At 44.7% G+C, this 16,153-nt stretch carries 12 protein-coding genes; 3 read left to right on the forward strand and 9 right to left on the reverse strand.

Going from position 1 to position 16,153, the window contains the following annotated elements:
• Positions 1 to 18 precede the first annotated feature (18 nt).
• The 5 genes from FLM53_RS01210 to FLM53_RS01230 all read right to left on the reverse strand — a co-directional run bounded on the left by FLM53_RS01210 (position 19) and on the right by FLM53_RS01230 (position 7,417).
• Positions 19 to 1,344: an amidohydrolase family protein gene (locus FLM53_RS01210; protein ID WP_176681037.1), complete on the reverse strand. Its 1,326-nt coding sequence runs from the start codon at positions 1,342 to 1,344 to the stop codon at positions 19 to 21.
• 53 nt (positions 1,345 to 1,397) lie between these two features.
• On the reverse strand, positions 1,398 to 2,093 hold the full coding sequence (locus FLM53_RS01215) for a DUF3299 domain-containing protein (RefSeq protein ID WP_176681036.1): 696 nt from the start codon (positions 2,091 to 2,093) through the stop codon (positions 1,398 to 1,400).
• A gap of 310 nt (positions 2,094 to 2,403) precedes the next feature.
• Positions 2,404 to 3,876 carry a tryptophanase gene (gene tnaA / locus FLM53_RS01220; RefSeq protein WP_176681035.1) on the reverse strand — a complete coding sequence of 491 codons (1,473 nt, stop codon included), beginning with the start codon at positions 3,874 to 3,876 and terminating at the stop codon, positions 2,404 to 2,406.
• A gap of 768 nt (positions 3,877 to 4,644) precedes the next feature.
• Positions 4,645 to 6,318 carry a GTPase family protein gene (locus FLM53_RS01225; RefSeq protein WP_176681034.1) on the reverse strand — a complete coding sequence of 558 codons (1,674 nt, stop codon included), beginning with the start codon at positions 6,316 to 6,318 and terminating at the stop codon, positions 4,645 to 4,647.
• Positions 6,305 to 7,417 carry a YcjF family protein gene (locus FLM53_RS01230; RefSeq protein WP_176681033.1) on the reverse strand — a complete coding sequence of 371 codons (1,113 nt, stop codon included), beginning with the start codon at positions 7,415 to 7,417 and terminating at the stop codon, positions 6,305 to 6,307. The genes FLM53_RS01225 and FLM53_RS01230 overlap by 14 nt, the downstream gene beginning before the upstream one ends.
• A gap of 299 nt (positions 7,418 to 7,716) precedes the next feature.
• On the opposite strand from FLM53_RS01230, the gene FLM53_RS01235 reads away from it, so the two are divergent.
• Together FLM53_RS01235 and FLM53_RS01240 are read left to right on the forward strand one after the other, a co-directional pair.
• Positions 7,717 to 8,226, forward strand: a complete 510-nt coding sequence (locus FLM53_RS01235; RefSeq protein WP_176681032.1) for a peptide-methionine (S)-S-oxide reductase — start codon at positions 7,717 to 7,719, stop codon at positions 8,224 to 8,226.
• A gap of 288 nt (positions 8,227 to 8,514) precedes the next feature.
• Positions 8,515 to 10,401 carry a methyl-accepting chemotaxis protein gene (locus FLM53_RS01240; RefSeq protein ID WP_176681031.1) on the forward strand — a complete coding sequence of 629 codons (1,887 nt, stop codon included), beginning with the start codon at positions 8,515 to 8,517 and terminating at the stop codon, positions 10,399 to 10,401.
• Between the two features lie 254 nt (positions 10,402 to 10,655).
• Here the strand turns inward: FLM53_RS01240 and FLM53_RS01245 are convergent, their stop codons facing one another.
• From FLM53_RS01245 to FLM53_RS01260, 4 genes are all read right to left on the reverse strand, one after another.
• Positions 10,656 to 10,883, reverse strand: coding sequence for a hypothetical protein (locus tag FLM53_RS01245; RefSeq protein ID WP_176681030.1), 228 nt, complete (start codon positions 10,881 to 10,883; stop codon positions 10,656 to 10,658).
• 11 nt (positions 10,884 to 10,894) lie between these two features.
• A complete protein-coding gene (locus FLM53_RS01250; protein WP_176681029.1) occupies positions 10,895 to 11,095 on the reverse strand; it encodes a hypothetical protein in 201 nt (66 codons plus the stop codon).
• Between the two features lie 234 nt (positions 11,096 to 11,329).
• Positions 11,330 to 12,946, reverse strand: a complete 1,617-nt coding sequence (locus FLM53_RS01255; protein WP_123296806.1) for a polysaccharide lyase 6 family protein — start codon at positions 12,944 to 12,946, stop codon at positions 11,330 to 11,332.
• 145 nt (positions 12,947 to 13,091) lie between these two features.
• The gene (locus tag FLM53_RS01260) at positions 13,092 to 14,864 is read right to left on the reverse strand and encodes a transporter (RefSeq protein ID WP_026084408.1); all 1,773 of its coding nucleotides are present in this window, start codon (positions 14,862 to 14,864) and stop codon (positions 13,092 to 13,094) included.
• Positions 14,865 to 15,386: 522 nt separating this feature from the next.
• Between FLM53_RS01260 and FLM53_RS01265 the strand changes: the two genes are divergently transcribed.
• Positions 15,387 to 15,998: a toxin-antitoxin system YwqK family antitoxin gene (locus FLM53_RS01265; protein ID WP_017632457.1), complete on the forward strand. Its 612-nt coding sequence runs from the start codon at positions 15,387 to 15,389 to the stop codon at positions 15,996 to 15,998.
• The last annotated feature ends 155 nt before the right edge of the window (positions 15,999 to 16,153 follow it).

The following is a 16,153-nucleotide window of genomic DNA, read 5'->3' on the forward strand; positions in this document are numbered from 1 at the left end:
CGACAGCCATCGAGTTACTTAGTCTTGAGTCGTGTTTTTGTAGATAGTCCCGTTTTTCATGATCATGTCGAAATTGTCTGTTGGATTCGTTAATACCGACAAGTCTTCCAACGGGTTACCGTCGACCAAAATCAAATCCGCCAGTGCGCCCTCTTTTACGACACCTAGCTTCCCTTCATATGGGTTTCTAGGGCCAGACATTTCAAGCAGCGCAGCGTTACCAGAAGTCGCTTGGCGAAGGATCTCATAGTTTGAGAACCACTTAGTGCGGTTGGTAAACTCTTCGTTTTGACGCGCCATTAATGAGTGGTCGGCAATCACATCCGTGCCGAAGGCTATCTTCTTGTATCCCTTCTTCTTGATAAGCGAGAACGTATTGTCTAAGCCATCAAACGCTTGTGCGAACTTGGCCTTCTGGCTTTCGTTCACTCCTGCGGGTGTGTTGATGTACACCAAGGTTTGAACGCTCAACCACGCGTCTTTCTCAATCAATAAGTCGAGGTTTTCTTCGCTGATGAAGTTAGCGTGCTCAATCGATTTCACGCCATTATCCAGTGCCATACGAATCCCATGATTGTTGTACACGTGCGCTGCGACATAAGTGTTCCAGTTATCTGCCGCTCTTACTGCCACATCCACCTCTTCTGGCAAGAACTGAGTCACGTCAAGAGGATCGGTTGGTGAAGCTGCGCCGCCTCCAACCAAGATTTTGACCTGACTTGCACCTTTACGAAGCTGTTCACGAGCGCCTGTTAATACTTGAGACTGACCATCAACAATCTCGGTGTGACCACCACGAACAAATGGATCAGGGTCATTGGTGTGCAGCTTAGACAAGCTATTTGGCATGCGATAATCGGCGTGACCACCTGTTTGCGTTAGAACGCCACCGGACGGGTAGATTCTTGGGCCATTCACCATATCAGAATCAATCGCTTTCTTTAGAGAGAAGGTGTTGCCGCCCATGTCACGAGCGGTAGTAAAACCACGCATCAACATGGCTTCAGATTCCTCGACCTGACCAATAGCAAAACGGTACTCATCCGCGACCATCATTTCGCCGAAACCTAGCTGGAGCGATAGATGCACGTGAGCATCGATAAAGCCAGGTGTCAGTGTTTTGCCACCGCCTTGAATCACTGACGTTACACCTTGTTGATCAAGGTTCTCGCCAATCGATTTAATGGTGTTGCCTTCGACCAGAACATCCATGTTAGATGTTAGGCCATTGGTGGTGCCGTCGAATATTTTTACGTCTTTGATCAGCACGCTTTCTGCTGCAAGTGAAGAGAAAGAAAGTGCCGACAAGATTAAAGAAGAGATCACTGTTTTTTTGTAAAGCATAACGATAAACCTAAGTAAATTTGATTGGATTAGTTTCAATTGAATAAAATGAATCAGTTTAGAAATGCGACGTTGGTCGCCGTCATGTGGTAAATACTTTCCACACTATTCGTTCCATCGTAGTAATTGCCTTGGTCGATGTTTAACTCGCTCTGCAATGTCCCTTCAATGAACAATGGCGCCTCTAAAGAGGACATCACGATCCCCTCTGGGTAGTTGACCAGTATGATCTGATTCGCAGGTGGCGCAGGTGTGTGAATGCATTGGCCAGCGATAGGTACGAGAAAGAACTTGGTAACAGAAAGCCCTTCAAAATCAATCGGTACCATGTAACCGCCCAGCTTCCAGTTCTTATCCAAAACTTTAGGGTTCGGGGTATAAAAACGTTCTTCGTTGAGCGTTATCATCTCGTTTCGCAAGTCGTAGAGTTTGTTCGCATCTAGTCCTTCATCGAGCAAAACGTCTGCGATTTTGTGCACTTGGTTATTGATGTAGTCGCTGTATTTGGGGTCACTGTCTAAGTCACCTGTTTTAATCGCATCCTGGAAACCAGCGTACTCTCGTAACAAGGTAATGTTTTCGTATGAGAGGTCTTCAAAAGGGTTCTGAATTTCTTTGGTTGGTTTGATTAACGCATCCCAATTGAGATCAGCATTGTTCTTTTGGATATTCGAACTGTGAACGGAGTTAGACGTCATCAAATACCCAGTTAGAGCCACCAATAACGCGATTAAAACTTTAATCTTCATACACAAACCCTTCTACTATTCCACTTGAGTAAACAATCTTTTAAAGCCTTGCTCATCGATAACGACCTAGGCGATGAATGGAATTATATGGGGCGTGCCGATTTTACGTTTATCTCTCTTGTAGGATCGGATCCTACATAATTCGATTTCTGCTGTTCTCTCAATTTCTGCTTTTCCAACAATAGAAAGAACTCTCTCAGCTAAAGAGCTCCCAAAGTAAAAAGAGCTCCAAAAATAAAAGAGCACCCACAAAAAAAGAGCCGCTAAAAAACGGCTCTTTGGTCTGTGACTATTCGCTTATGTTTTTATTTTAAAATGCTTCTTCGAGCGTTTGTTCATTCTTTTTTCCTGCTTGTTTCTCGCTTATCTCTACCTCTTTCAAGCGCGCCGTAAAGTGTCTTAACACTGGCGGTTCATAGGTAAAGTCGAGCCCTTTCACTTTGCTTGCGTTCTCTTTCACTTTTTCGAACGCTTCGATAATGAAATCCATGTGTGTTTGTGTGTAAGTCGCGCGTGGAATGGTTAAGCGCAATAATTCTGCAGGACATGGATGCTGCTCTCCCGTTACCGGGTCACGGCCTTGCAATAACGAGCCAATCTCAACCGCTCTAATGCCCGCCACTTTGTACAGCTCACACGCCAAAGCATGCGCGGGGAACTGACCCGCTGGAATATGAGGAAGCAGTTTACCTGCATCGACAAACGCAGCATGACCGCCCGCTTGTTGACACACGATACCCATCGCTTCTAAGCCATCAACAAGGTATTGAACCTGACCAATGCGATACTCCAACCAATCTTGACGCATACCGTCATAAAGACCAACCGCAAGACGCTCCATTGCGCCACCTTCTAAGCCACCATAAGTTGGGAAGCCTTCTTGCACGACACACAGAGTTCGACAATCTGTGTACACATCCATGAAAGAGTCGTCTTTAAAGCACAACAAGCCGCCCATTTGTACCATTGCGTCTTTCTTGGCCGACATAGCCAAACCATCCGCGTATTTGTAAGACTCACGAGTGATTTGTTCGATAGTCCAATCTTGATAACCGGCTTCACGTTGCTGAATGAAGTAAGCATTTTCAGCGTAGCGTGCAGAGTCCATGATCACTGGAATATCGTACTTCTGTGCAATCTCATACACGGCTTTGAGGTTGGCGATAGAGACAGGCTGTCCACCAGCTGAGTTACAGGTAATGGTACTCACGATGTAAGGAACGTTGGCAGCACCCGCTTCTAAGATTGCCTCTTCCAATTTCACGATGTCAAAATTGCCTTTGAAGTCGGCATTCACTGAGGTATCGAACGCTTCTTTGGTATAAACGTTCTTCGCCACGCAGCAATTCACTTGAGTGTGGCCTTGGGTGGTATCGAAGAAGTAGTTCGACAAAGCGACCATTTTGCTACGATCGAGTCCTTTTTCCATTTCACGCTTCTTGATGAGAACAGGAATGTAAATCTGCTCTGCGCCACGCCCTTGGTGAGTAGGAATAGTCAGCTCATAGCCGAAGATATCTTTCACCGCGTTCGACAGTGCATAGTAACTGCGACTGCCACTGTAGGCTTCATCACCCATCAACATCGCTGCTTGCATACGTTGTGTGATTGAACCTGTACCGCTGTCGGTCAGCAAGTCGATAAACACGTCATCACTGTCGAGTAGAAACGGGTTCATGCCCGCTTCGACAATGGCTTGCTCACGGTAAGCACGAGTTGTTCTTTTTACTGGCTCTACAACGCGAATACGAAACGGTTCTGGTAGATGTTTGAAATTTTCCATAATAGTACCTTTCAACAAATTCAGCTTAAGGAGAAAAAGCCAAATTCATTATTTTTAGATGTCACGAGTCATCACCATTAGTTTTATTTAACACACGATCAAACTCGTGATAATTACGATATAAACTAATGGATAGAAATAAATTATTTAATCAATAATGTATTGATTGGAATCCAATTAATAATGACCAAGAGATAAAGAACCACATGCACAGCAATACAAACAACGAACACATGAGTTACTAAATTTCTTAAAGACGAAATTAATAGAATTGGGCAAAGCTCAGGGGCTCTGCTGGCGCGTGACGCCTAGAGGGTACTACTCTGAAGAAAGGTGGAACGAGAGCTGATGATCTAAAGTATACCAAGCTAACAAGGTTAGCCATGTTGTTGATTGCCATTTCAGATACATGTTCACAATATATCCCTACGTTGAAATCAAGGTGATCCGAAATTTAAATATAGTGCAATTGTTTTATAAATACAGCGAAAGAAAGTATAAATGTGATCAATATTTAGAATGGTAATTAAATACGATAGCGTGTTATATAAACTGTGAATATTGTCAGTTTATATACTATTAAACTAGTTCGTGGAATTAACTAGTGCCGACAAATAGCTGTAGTGATAAGGGATTTCGGTAATAGAGATTTAATTAAAACTAATGGCAGATAAAACAAGCTCTGATAATCACTGAGTTTCGTTAACTTCTTCTTCAGCTTCATCAGAGCTTGGTTGCTATTGCTCTTTCCACTTCCATGTAATCGGGTTACTTCTTCTTAACCACTTGTTTAATCACCATTTCAGCTAGCTTCGGTGTCGCGGCTTTAAGTGCATTGGGTGCCACCTTCTTACCTGCTTTTACCGCTTTGTTCAGCTGTCCTTTAACCGACGTCCCTCTTTTCATTGCTTCAAAACGTTGGCGATTTCTCTGCACGTTATTTGCGTCAGCGATACGCTCAAGCAACGTCTGCCTTAAAACATCTAAACCAAACTGCGCCTTTTCAGGAGCAATCGCCAGTGGTAACACGATATCGGTTTGCAGCAATATATGATTGTATTCGAGCGCTTGAGCAATGATCTTCGCTTTGGCCGATGCTGGATTCTCTAAGTCATACGGTGGCTGCCAATCGTCTACAGGCTTTAACCGATCTACCTGATTAACAACCGACACCACAATCGGCTTCTTGCGTGAGATGTTCTTCGGATCATCATAGAAAGCGTCAAACTTACCCTTCAACTGTTTATCCAACTCGCGAGCCGATTGATTGGCTTTAAGCACCCAAAGTACCACATCAGCTTGAGTCATCTCTTTAAGCATCAAGGCTTCGGTTTTTGCATTGCCATCAAGCCCTTGAAGATCAACCACTCTAACGTCATTGTCATCGACAAACGCGTTGTAAACGGTTGAAGTATCGGTTGATGGTAGAACGTCGACCTCGGCAACCAGCTCTTGCTTAAGGGCGTTAATCAGTGAGGATTTACCCGCACTTGTTTGCCCAACCAGCACAATTCGTACGGGCTCTAATTCAGGGGCAAAACGCTTTTCGTCGACTTCAGACACATCAGATGCTGTTAACGCTTCGTCTTCAATGCTGAATCGACCGCTATAGAGATCAATTGCTACCGCAGCTACTTCATCGAGTAAGGCTTGTTTGGCAGCGTATTGCATATCATCGACCACGCCTTTGGTCATGGTAGATGTGGCTTGCTCTCGACCTAAATCCGAAATCACTTTGAGCGGATTCAAATACAAGTTTTTAAGATGGTTGCCCCAAATAGCCGCTTTGAAGATCTTCTGCCCTAGCTCACCGTATTTGTCATAGGCTTCATAGCCCGCTTTGATGTAAGAAACCTTAAGATACTCAATGCCCGGGATGTGTTCTTTCACCACCAACTTATAGCGGCGGCTGACCTCTTCAAATAATTTAAGCCCTTCAGGAATCGAAAAATCGAGTGATTTTTTATCAAACTTTTTGGCGACAAATTCAAGCACCTCTAAACCAGTTTGGTCGAGGTTGCCCCACTCTATCTCGCCACTTAACTGCTGACGCACGTAGTGTTTCGAGTCGTTCCAAATCAACAACTCAGCTTGCGACCATTCATCGGATGCTTTGACCATTGCATCGTTTACTAACGCGTCATTGATGTCAGCACTCTTAGGTGATGATTCGGTTTCACCCTCGCAGGCTAGGTTTGCAAACGCATTGCTATAAGTGGGTTCGCGAGAAGAACGGCTAGAAATGTATAAAGGAATGGTGAACAGCAAGGTACTTACCGCTATAGCAATCGACATTTCCAACAGATAGCCGTATTTGACCGCCAAAAACAGACCAAAGCCCATCATGATGAGGCTTGGGAAGATCGCCGAAATCAACGCAATGCCCCAACGTCCGCTCGATAAAACGGCCAGTAATCGAAACAGATTTCTAATTTTCTTCATAGCCCGACGCCGCCTTACCTTTTTTCAGGGATTCTTTGTAGATCTTTTGCATCTCTTGTTCAGACACGTCTTCGCCTTTGTTCTTATGATAGAAGTAAAAACACGCTGCTCGTCCTAAACCATAACTGGTGCCGAAACTCATGGCTGCGGCCGCAACCGCACCGACCGTTTGACCATAAACCGGAATCAGCTTTATCAGCTGTCGAGTTCCGAGCTTCATGCCGTACTGCACTGCAAAGCTGCTTCCCAAAGTGCCTATCAGCTCGCTAAAGACTCTTTTGTTCCATTCCACCCCATATTGGTTTGCCAAACTGTGGAGCATCTTCGCTTGAATTGCAGGCACAGACACCAAGCCAACACCCGGAATCAAGTCACTGGCCGCTGCACTTCCTGCGTACCAAAGCACTTCGTTTTCTACTTGGTCAAAGTTGGCTTCTTCTTGGGTGGAATGCTCTTTGTCGACCACCATCATTCCGATAACAGGCAGTATATTAGTTAGCTGTTCAATCAAGGCTTCATAATTGTAGATTGCGCCACTGTTGTTGCTGTCGTCATCCGTTTCGAAATCCACTGCGACCGATTCAAATCCCTTTCCCCACACCTTTTCTATTTGATTGGTGTTGAATTGAATTTGCCTTGCGCGATCTGCTTCATTGGAAGACAGCACAGCGGTATGAACAAGCAGTAAGTGTTTAATCTTCTTTTGCTTCTTAATCTGTTGCAGAGCGGTAAGCACAGCGGATTGTTCAGGCTCATCGGCCTTCATCACCACGACGAGCGCATTACCCGCTTGGCCAATCTCTTGAAGATCGTCTGCCGGATCGTAATCGGCCTCACCCAGCCCTCGGGTATCGAGAAATCGCATAACCGGTTTGTCTTGTGGAAACGCATACGACATTGCCGTCATGGTGCATGGCGCAAAACCATTACCCACTTCAACAGAGGAGTTACCCGTGACCGCTTGAATAAACGATGACTTGCCCGCACCCGTTTTGCCCAACAGCCACAAGGTCGGCAGATGCTTACGCTGATATTCATGAGCCTGCGTGAGATCGGGGTTCTTGCTCGGATTAATGAAGTCTTTAATTTGATCAAACATGGTTAGACTAACGCTCACTTGATGTTGAGATTCGGGTTGGTGACAAGGTGCGATGACTTATATAATCAGGTTATCGCATTTAACTTAAGTTTGTTCAGTGACGCGTTTGTTCAGTCGTGCTGATTTACAATGCTTAAGCGCTTGTTTTTATAAGCCTGTTTTATATACGGTTCTATCACGTATTTAAGCATGCTCCAAGCTATTGAATGCTTGACGCTGTAACAGTTTAAGTCGTCTATTAGTAATCAACAGCCATCAGTTAAAAGCTAGCAACAAACACAGAGAGCCCAAAGAGAAGTATGGAACAAATTTATTTAGCAGGTGGATGCTTGTGGGGTGTGCAAGAGTTCATCAAGTATGTACCCGGTGTGATCAGCACAGAAGCAGGCCGCGCCAATGGTAGCTACCAGCCAACAGAAGCCGAAGCACCAAAAAGCGATGACGACCAAAACGCTTATGATGGCTATGCAGAGTGTGTGCAGATTGAGTTTGACCCAAGCATCACATCCGTCACGGTTCTGATGGAGCATCTGTTTGAGATCATCGACCCTTACAGCGTAAATAAACAAGGTGTCGATGTGGGCGAGAAGTATCGCACCGGTGTTTACAGCACCGACGCTCAACACTTAGCGGAAGCCGAGCGCTACATTGCATCTCGTGAAGACGCAGACCGAATCGCTCTAGAGGTTTTGCCATTAACCAAATACGTCGCCAGTGACGATATCCACCAGCATCACTTAAGCCACTTTCCTGAAGATCATCACTTATGCCATATCCCTTGGGATCTGCTGCATAAATACAAATCCTAGCTAGAAGCTATAAACAGAACACTAAAAAGCCCCAACAGGCACTCACTGTTGGGGCTTTTTCAAGTCTATTTGGGCTTGAAACAACACCCTATAGCCCATCAAATCACTCTCCCCAATGCGTTCGCCCTATTACACGATTTTGGTTACCAAGACTTCATAATTCTCCCACAGGGTAGTAGGAATAATCTGAAAAACACGTCTTTGGGCAGAATCTCATAGATCTCAAAAGCTTGAATGTAATAACTTACGCCGCCGCAATAGTGCAATATCAAGACTTACAGGTGTTATATGAATCTGTCCTTAAAACAGAAAATAACCTTTGCTTTCACGTCGGCCATCGTCGTCATGGCAACACTGCTCACGTGGCAATCCACCTCTGAACAATACGAGCAAAACCATAACTCAACGTATCTTAGAGCCGGTGGCATCATTCATGCCGAAACCGAGTCGATCAAACAATGGATCGATATCAGAACCAACATCATTGTCAGCACAGGTGCGCTGTTAGAAGCCGGAAGTATTGAACGCGCTCTGATACAAGCTAAAGAAAACGGGCATTTTCAAGAAGTCACTTTTGGCAATACTCATGGTGCGCTTTTTAGCTCGAATAATACCGAGCTGAAATCCAACACCGATGCCAGAAGCGAACTTTGGTATCAAAAAGGCGCAAGTTCTAATGAGCCAGTGACCAGTAAAACTTACAAAGATAAAGTGACCGGGAAAATGGTAATCACCATCGCTGCGCCCGTGACTCGCAATGGAAAACTTCAAGGCGTTATCGCGGCAGACTTGGACGTTGAAAACCTTATTTCAAACATTGTGAACCTCGATGTTGGTGAGAATGCTACGCCAATGTTGATCGATGAATATGACGGTACTTTAGTTGCGCACCCTTCTTCTCCCCTTCTCATGCAACCTACGACTCATATTCACAGAGATCTAACCCTTGATCTCATCCTCAACGCGGAAGAGAAACACCGCATTGATATTTTCAATCAAGACAACGAGCCACAACTCTTTTACGTTAAGAAGATTCCAGATAGCCATTGGTTATTCGCGATACAAATGGACAGAGCGACCGAAGAAGCTGGATACAAGGCGTTCCGACATCAATTGATCATTACCTCCGTGATTTTAACGATCGTTCTCATTACGTTGGTTCTGTCTTTGATTTCGTACCTGTTCAAAGATCTGCTCGCCGTTCGAGACTCTCTTGAAGAGATTGCTTCTGGCGAAGGAGATCTAACGCAACGAATCAACCCGCGTTCTGATGATGAAGTGGGTCAGCTGGCCAATAACTTCAATACCTTTGTATCCAAAATGCACGGTATGGTCACCACCTTAAAGGCAATATCGGCCTCGCTCAATCAGCAAGCCAAGATAACGTCTCAACAAGCCGAAGCGCGCAGTGTTCGCATTATCAAGCAGCAAGATGAAGTGAATATGGTGGCGACGGCTGTTGGTGAAATGTCTGCAGCCACTTCAGAGATCGCTTCAAATGCAGAAAATACCGCTCAGAACTCTCAAGTAGCGGTTGAAGCTTGTCATGAAGGTGCATCTCAAGTGACCAACTCGCAAACCTCGATTGAAGAACTCGCGACTGAAGTCCAAACAGCAACCGATGTGATACTCAAACTAGAGACACACGCAACAAGCATCAATGCGATTCTTTCGACGATCCAAGATATCGCTGAGCAAACTAATCTACTTGCCCTAAATGCAGCAATTGAAGCTGCCAGAGCTGGCGAACAAGGACGTGGCTTTGCCGTTGTTGCAGATGAAGTTCGAGTGTTGTCACAGCGCACTCACGCCTCAACACAGGAGATTCAACAAACAATTGAACTGCTTCAATCCACCACCAGCAATGCCGTTAACGTGATGGATCAAAGTCAAAATAAAGCGATGGAAAGTGTTGCGGTTGCAACGACAGCTTCGACCAACATCACCAGCATTAACTCGGCGGTTGATTTGATTTCAGACATGGCTGCACAAATCGCGGCGGCAGCAGAAGAACAAAGTATTGTGACCAGTGAAATCACCATCAACACCGAAGGGATTCGTGCAGTGTCTGATGAATTAGCGTTGGAAGCGAAGGACGCTGCGTCTCAAGCAGTGAAGTTATCGGAACTTGCTAACGAACTCGATGTGGAAATATCAGCATTCAAGCTCGGTTAAATGACAAATAGCTTTTGGCTGTTGGCTTATAACTGACAGCTAAGCAAAACTCTAGGGAGTTGGGTAACACTGACTCCCTTTCCTCAATTCAAAATCCAAACATCAAATTAGGTTAACCATGCCATTTATTAACTTAGTTGCTTCTTCGCTATCGGGTGTATTTTTCTTTCTCTGGTCAATGCCAATGCGGGTATTTAGAGAACGTGAGTTTAAGAACAAAAGAGTGTTCAGAAGCGACTCTCCGTTTCTTCAATTCAGTCTGTCTTTTTCATACTAGTCACCTCAATGCGCTTACATTTAGGACAAAGCAAGTAGTAATGGGTTCCGTAGGCGTAATCTCGCACAAGAGAAAGAGGCTTAATGGAGCAAGTACAACCGCTCTCTTGGTTTGATTGGTCTGGAGTAATTTTAAAACGGTTGGCTATCAGTAACTGCTGTAATCCTGGTTGTGTCATCGCTTGTCTTATCGTCGTTAAGTACATATAAGCCTCGCTCAGTCAGCTACATTTGGTAAGTGAGGGTTCGATGATTTAAGTACGAGCAGATACTCAATCAGCTTGTATTTTTGAACGTAAGACACCGATTTAGCGTGTTCAGAATGACAGCGACTCATATTCCAACGCTCGACGACTTGTCTATCACGGCACGTTAGATATTCCGTTTCGGCTTTGGTTATGAGAGACGCTTCCTGCATCGAGAATCCTTGGCTTTTCAGTAAATTTAAGACTGCATTATGGATAGGAGAACTCGAATACATTAACTGGGCACCTCACGCGTGGTCACTTTTTGTACGAAGACGCCCATTATTATTAATTTTCAGAGGATGCACAGGAAAATGACAATTTCCAAAACATAAAAGCCCCAGAACGCTGACACGCGCTGGGGCTCGTTTTTATGGTTGCCAGTTAAAAACTGACTTTATTTTGCGTTACTTCTTTGTGTTTTCAAGCACGTAATCAGGACCTGCTGTTTCAGCCGTTACCACTGCCAGTTTAGACACATCTGCACCTTCACCTTGGTAAGCGTTCATGCCATTTTCTACCGCTACTTTTGGTAGTTCTACCGAGTAGCTTTCAATCAGCTCAGAATCCGTCACTTGACCCACGTAAGTTTCGTCTGTGTAAGTCGCACCCACTAATGGGAAGTCGTGAGTTGCACGTACACTTACAAACTCAGGTGATTGCGAGTTATCAACCACGTTGTGTTTGAACGCCACGTCCACACCTGCGTAAATGCCTTCAACTTCTGCGTTGTTAAACAGGCTTACACGGTGGCTTTGGTTGCCGTAAACAATGCCCCACTCAGTATCGACTAGAGAGTTGTTTTCGATGGTGATGTTTTTCGGTGTCCATTGCTTGTTAAGCTCTTTGCCTTTCACCGATTGATCTAGCTGCTCGCCATTCGCTACGTCGATGATGCCCGTGTTAATCACGATACCGCCACGTAGGTCAGCGTTGCCTTCAATCACACCATCACGGCCACGAGTGTTAGCAATGTAGTTATTGCGGATCACATGGTCTTCATCGTAGATACGAATGCCGCCTGTTAGACGTTTCTCGTTACCCAAGATCATGTTGTTCTCAACTGTGTTGCCTTTACCATGACGCAGTGAAATTAGTGCTGCGCTTTGGAAGATGGTGTTGCCTGAAATCGTGTTGTCGCCCGACTTAATAGAGATAAGCTCACGCTCACCATCCATATCGATCATCAGGTTGTTTACAAACTTAGAGCTTGAATCCCACTGTGAAGATTTAGAATCGCCGATACGGATCGCTTCCCAGCTGTTGCCGTTGTATCGAATCGCTTCTTTGATATCGAATTCATTAAACTGGTTCGGCTTTTGATCCATAAAGATGTTGTTCGCGATAAGGTGGTTATCTGATGTGTCATCCTTTTGAACACCAATCAAAGTACCGCGCTTTTGCTTACCTTCGAAACGGTTGTTGATCACTTTGCCGTCTTTACCCCATAGAGAAACCCAAAGGTACTTTGGATACTCAGAGCGACGCTCATCTGGCTCGTACGTGTAATCGTGGTTGAAGTAGTAGAATGTTGAGTTTTGTAGCGTGTTGCCATTACCCATCATACGTACTGCGCCAAAACGTTCGTTTGGACCGCCTTCGGTAAACACTAGGCCATCAAGCGTGATGTCATCACCTTTCAATTCGAACTGAATCAAGCCAGTGATCCACGCAGAACCTGCTTGCTCAGCTTTGATGGTGATGTCATTCGCGGTAATCGTCACTTGACCTAAGTTCGCGTACTTACCATTAGGGATAACAACTTCGTCGCCATCTTTTAGGTTTTCAAATTGTGCTTTGAGTGCAGCCACTTGTTCTTCTGAAGCAACATCTAGTGTATTGCCATCAACCTCAGTTAAGCGGTCACTGCTTAGTAAGTAACTACGATCGATTTCGCTGATCGAAGGCACTGCTTGCTCAGCCGCGCTGATCACGGGTGCTGCTTTTTCTTGAGTCGTGCAGCCTGTCGCGAAAGCTAACGTAAACGCGCTAATAATGCTTACCGAAATTAATTTTTTCTTCATTTTACATCTCACATTAAATAATGGATTACCAAAATAACGGCCACCCAAACTGGTGACCGTTTTATTAAAGTTTTCTTTGTTTGAACTTATAATTTCTTAAGACTTGTCGTCTTATTGAAAGCCGTATCTCTTGAGGGATAAGGACTTAGCTTTCAGCTGGTGTTACTTCGTCTTGCTTCTCAACCTTGTCATCCACCGCTTTAACAAGCAGCAAACCAACAGAGAATACAATCAAGCCACAAAGAACGAACACCATGCGTCCCCACATTGGGTTAGGCAGTACGAACATTGTCATCACGCCCACACCCGCAACTGCGATGAGTGAACCCAACATACGACGTTGCTTGTTATCCAGTTTCTTCTGCTCGTTACTTTCAGCAACCAATGGTGTCGCTAGGTTGTTGAAGAACTTGTCTACGTCTTTCTCACGGTGCTCAGCAAGAGGCTTGTAGAACAGTGTTGATAGTACGAAGAAGCCAGCAGTAAATACGATGTGACCGATAAGGCCGATAGCCACTTTCAGGTCAGCCCACTCACGGCCTGTTAGCTCGTTTAGACCGAACCAGTTTTGGATCATGTCAGCTGTGATAACGAAACCAACGAAGTAAGAAACCACACCACCTACAACTAGTGTGCCCCAACCTGCCCAATCCGGTGTTTTACGGATGAAGAAGCCACAGAATGCTGGAATCGTCATTGGGAAGCCGATCAATGCGCCCACGTACATCATGGTGTCGAAAAGGCTCAGACCTTTAAGAGAGTTGATGAACAGAGCAACTAAGATTATAGCGATGCCGAAGAAAGTAGACGTTAGTTTAGACACAACCATTAGCTCTTTCTCTGTCGCTTTAGGGCGAAGAATCGGCTCATAGAAGTTCTTAACGAAGATACCTGAGTTACGGTTTAGACCAGAGTCCATTGAAGACATGGTTGCTGCGAACATAGCGGCAATCAGAAGACCAACCATACCTGCTGGCATGTATTCTTGAACGAAGTAAAGGTAAGCGAAGTCAGCGGCTTTGCTGCCAGCTTCAGGGTAAGCTGCTGCTAAATCAACACCTTGACCAGCCATGAACCAAGAAGGCATGAACCAGATGATTGGACCAAGCGTCATTAGTACACATGCAAGTAGAGCGGCTTTACGTGCGTTGTTTGAGTCTTTCGCAGCAAGGTAACGGTAAGAGTTAAGCATGTTGTTGGTAATGCTGAACTGCTTTAAGAAGATGAACACAGCCCAGATGCTGAAGATGCTCATGTAGTTCAGGTTGTCACCCGTGATGAACGAATCCGTTGGGAAGTCGCTAACGATTTGCGTAACACCGCCACCATGGTAAATAGCAACGACAGCACATGTTACCGTTACCGCCATGATGATAACCATCTGCATAAAGTCAGATGCGATTACCGCCCAAGAGCCACCCGTCACTGACATGATCAGTACAACCAGACCCGTTAGGATAATCGTCGTTGTCATATCAAAGCCGAAGATACCCGATGCGATGATCGCTAGACCATTCAACCAGATACCTGCAGAGATAACGCTGTTTGGCATACCAGACCAAGTGAATACTTGCTCATTCACCTTACCAAAACGCATACGAATCGCTTCAATTACCGTCACAACACGCAGTTGGCGGAACTTCGGAGCGAAGTAAAGGTAGTTCATTAGGTAACCGAACGCGTTAGCAATGAAGATAATCGCTACCGCAAAACCATCGGTAAAAGCTTTACCCGCGGCACCGGTAAATGTCCACGCACTGAACTGGGTCATAAATGCTGTTGCACCTACCATCCACCACAGCATGTTACCTCCCCCACGGAAGTAATCACTTGTCGTACTTGTAAACGTTCTAAACATCCACCCTATCGCAATTAAGAATAGGAAATAGATGCCAACTATCAGGGTATTGAGTTCCATCTTTAAGACCTTTTTATTTATGTTTTTTGTTAGGGTCACTATAGATAGATGGCAAGCATATTTGTACTACAATAATTTAAATGCGTGACGATGATCTTACAGTCTGACTCTCAATTAATCATACAAGTGATCGAGTTCAAATTTGCACCGCCTGGGAGCACCTTTTCATCAACTTAGTGCAGACTCCAGCGCCGGAAACCCATCAAAAACCCGTAAAATTAGAACAAAGTCACTAAAACACTGATAACAGTTGTTAAAAACGGTTAATCGTTACGGAAAATTTTCATATGTGAACAACGGAAACACCGCTAGATATAGTTTATAAAAATGAATAAACACGACATATTTGTATTACAAATATCACAAGTTTATAGTCAAATTACGCTTTGAAAAGTTCCCTTCATTAGACCGCTAATAATGAAAACTTGAAAACCACTAATAGATACTGACAGTCGGCCACTGAAGTGAAATGCTTTTAACACACCGGTTACACTTTCCCCTGTCCAATAAAAAGGTGTCATTATGAAGAAATACATCCCTATATTGATTGCTCTTAGTACGATGTCTTCTATGAGTTATGCAGCTACACCACGCGAAGATGCTGTCGACTATTTACAAATGCGTAAAGGCTTGGCTTATCAAGTAAACCATTCAAAACCCTTTACTGGTCAGTTTGAAGAGAAGTTCGATAACGGCCAAGTCGCGACCCAAGCTCAATTTGCCGACGGCCTAGAACTTGGTTTAGAAACCAGTTGGTATCCAAATGGCCAAGTCGCTTCTAAAGTGAATTACGTTAAAGGTGAATTACAAGGCAAGGCAGAAACCTGGTATCCCAACGGGCAGAAGAAAGCCGAGCTCAACTATAAAGACAACGAACTATCAGGTGTTGCCTCTCGATGGTATCCAAATGGCGAACAAAGCCTAACGGCAGAATACAGTGACGGACAAAAAGATGGTCTGGTCACTGACTACTACCCGAATGGCAATAAGGCGAGCCAAGCGAAATTCAGTGACGGTGAAATGGCGAACGGGAAACTGACTCGCTGGAACTCTAACGGCGACAAGGTCGAAGAACTGACGTTCAAAGACCAGAAAATCACGTCAAAACAAGTGTGGATGCCGACTCAAAGCTAGATTTGCTCAGTCGCTAGGTCTTCATAAAAGCTAAGCCTACTTTATGTCGCTTATAGAGAAATGCGTAACCTAAAACATAGCCACAAAAACTCATACTATGGTTGTTAGATAGCCTTTCTCTCAAACAAATCGACACTAGAAACGAGCATTCATGT

The organism is Vibrio sp. Scap24 (genome assembly GCF_013394185.1).
Taxonomy (GTDB): Bacteria; Pseudomonadota; Gammaproteobacteria; order Enterobacterales; family Vibrionaceae; genus Vibrio; species Vibrio pomeroyi.

Excerpts from the sequence above, each read along its gene's own strand:
- FLM53_RS01210 (WP_176681037.1), bottom strand. The coding sequence starts at position 1,344 with ATGCTTTACAAAAAAACAGTGATCTCTTCTTTAATCTTGTCGGCACTT.
- FLM53_RS01215 (WP_176681036.1), bottom strand. The coding sequence starts at position 2,093 with ATGAAGATTAAAGTTTTAATCGCGTTATTGGTGGCTCTAACTGGGTAT.
- tnaA (WP_176681035.1), bottom strand. The coding sequence starts at position 3,876 with ATGGAAAATTTCAAACATCTACCAGAACCGTTTCGTATTCGCGTTGTA.
- FLM53_RS01225 (WP_176681034.1), bottom strand. The coding sequence starts at position 6,318 with ATGAAGAAAATTAGAAATCTGTTTCGATTACTGGCCGTTTTATCGAGC.
- FLM53_RS01230 (WP_176681033.1), bottom strand. The coding sequence starts at position 7,417 with ATGTTTGATCAAATTAAAGACTTCATTAATCCGAGCAAGAACCCCGAT.
- FLM53_RS01235 (WP_176681032.1), top strand. The coding sequence starts at position 7,717 with ATGGAACAAATTTATTTAGCAGGTGGATGCTTGTGGGGTGTGCAAGAG.
- FLM53_RS01240 (WP_176681031.1), top strand. The coding sequence starts at position 8,515 with ATGAATCTGTCCTTAAAACAGAAAATAACCTTTGCTTTCACGTCGGCC.
- FLM53_RS01245 (WP_176681030.1), bottom strand. The coding sequence starts at position 10,883 with ATGTACTTAACGACGATAAGACAAGCGATGACACAACCAGGATTACAG.
- FLM53_RS01250 (WP_176681029.1), bottom strand. The coding sequence starts at position 11,095 with ATGCAGGAAGCGTCTCTCATAACCAAAGCCGAAACGGAATATCTAACG.
- FLM53_RS01255 (WP_123296806.1), bottom strand. The coding sequence starts at position 12,946 with ATGAAGAAAAAATTAATTTCGGTAAGCATTATTAGCGCGTTTACGTTA.
- FLM53_RS01260 (WP_026084408.1), bottom strand. The coding sequence starts at position 14,864 with ATGGAACTCAATACCCTGATAGTTGGCATCTATTTCCTATTCTTAATT.
- FLM53_RS01265 (WP_017632457.1), top strand. The coding sequence starts at position 15,387 with ATGAAGAAATACATCCCTATATTGATTGCTCTTAGTACGATGTCTTCT.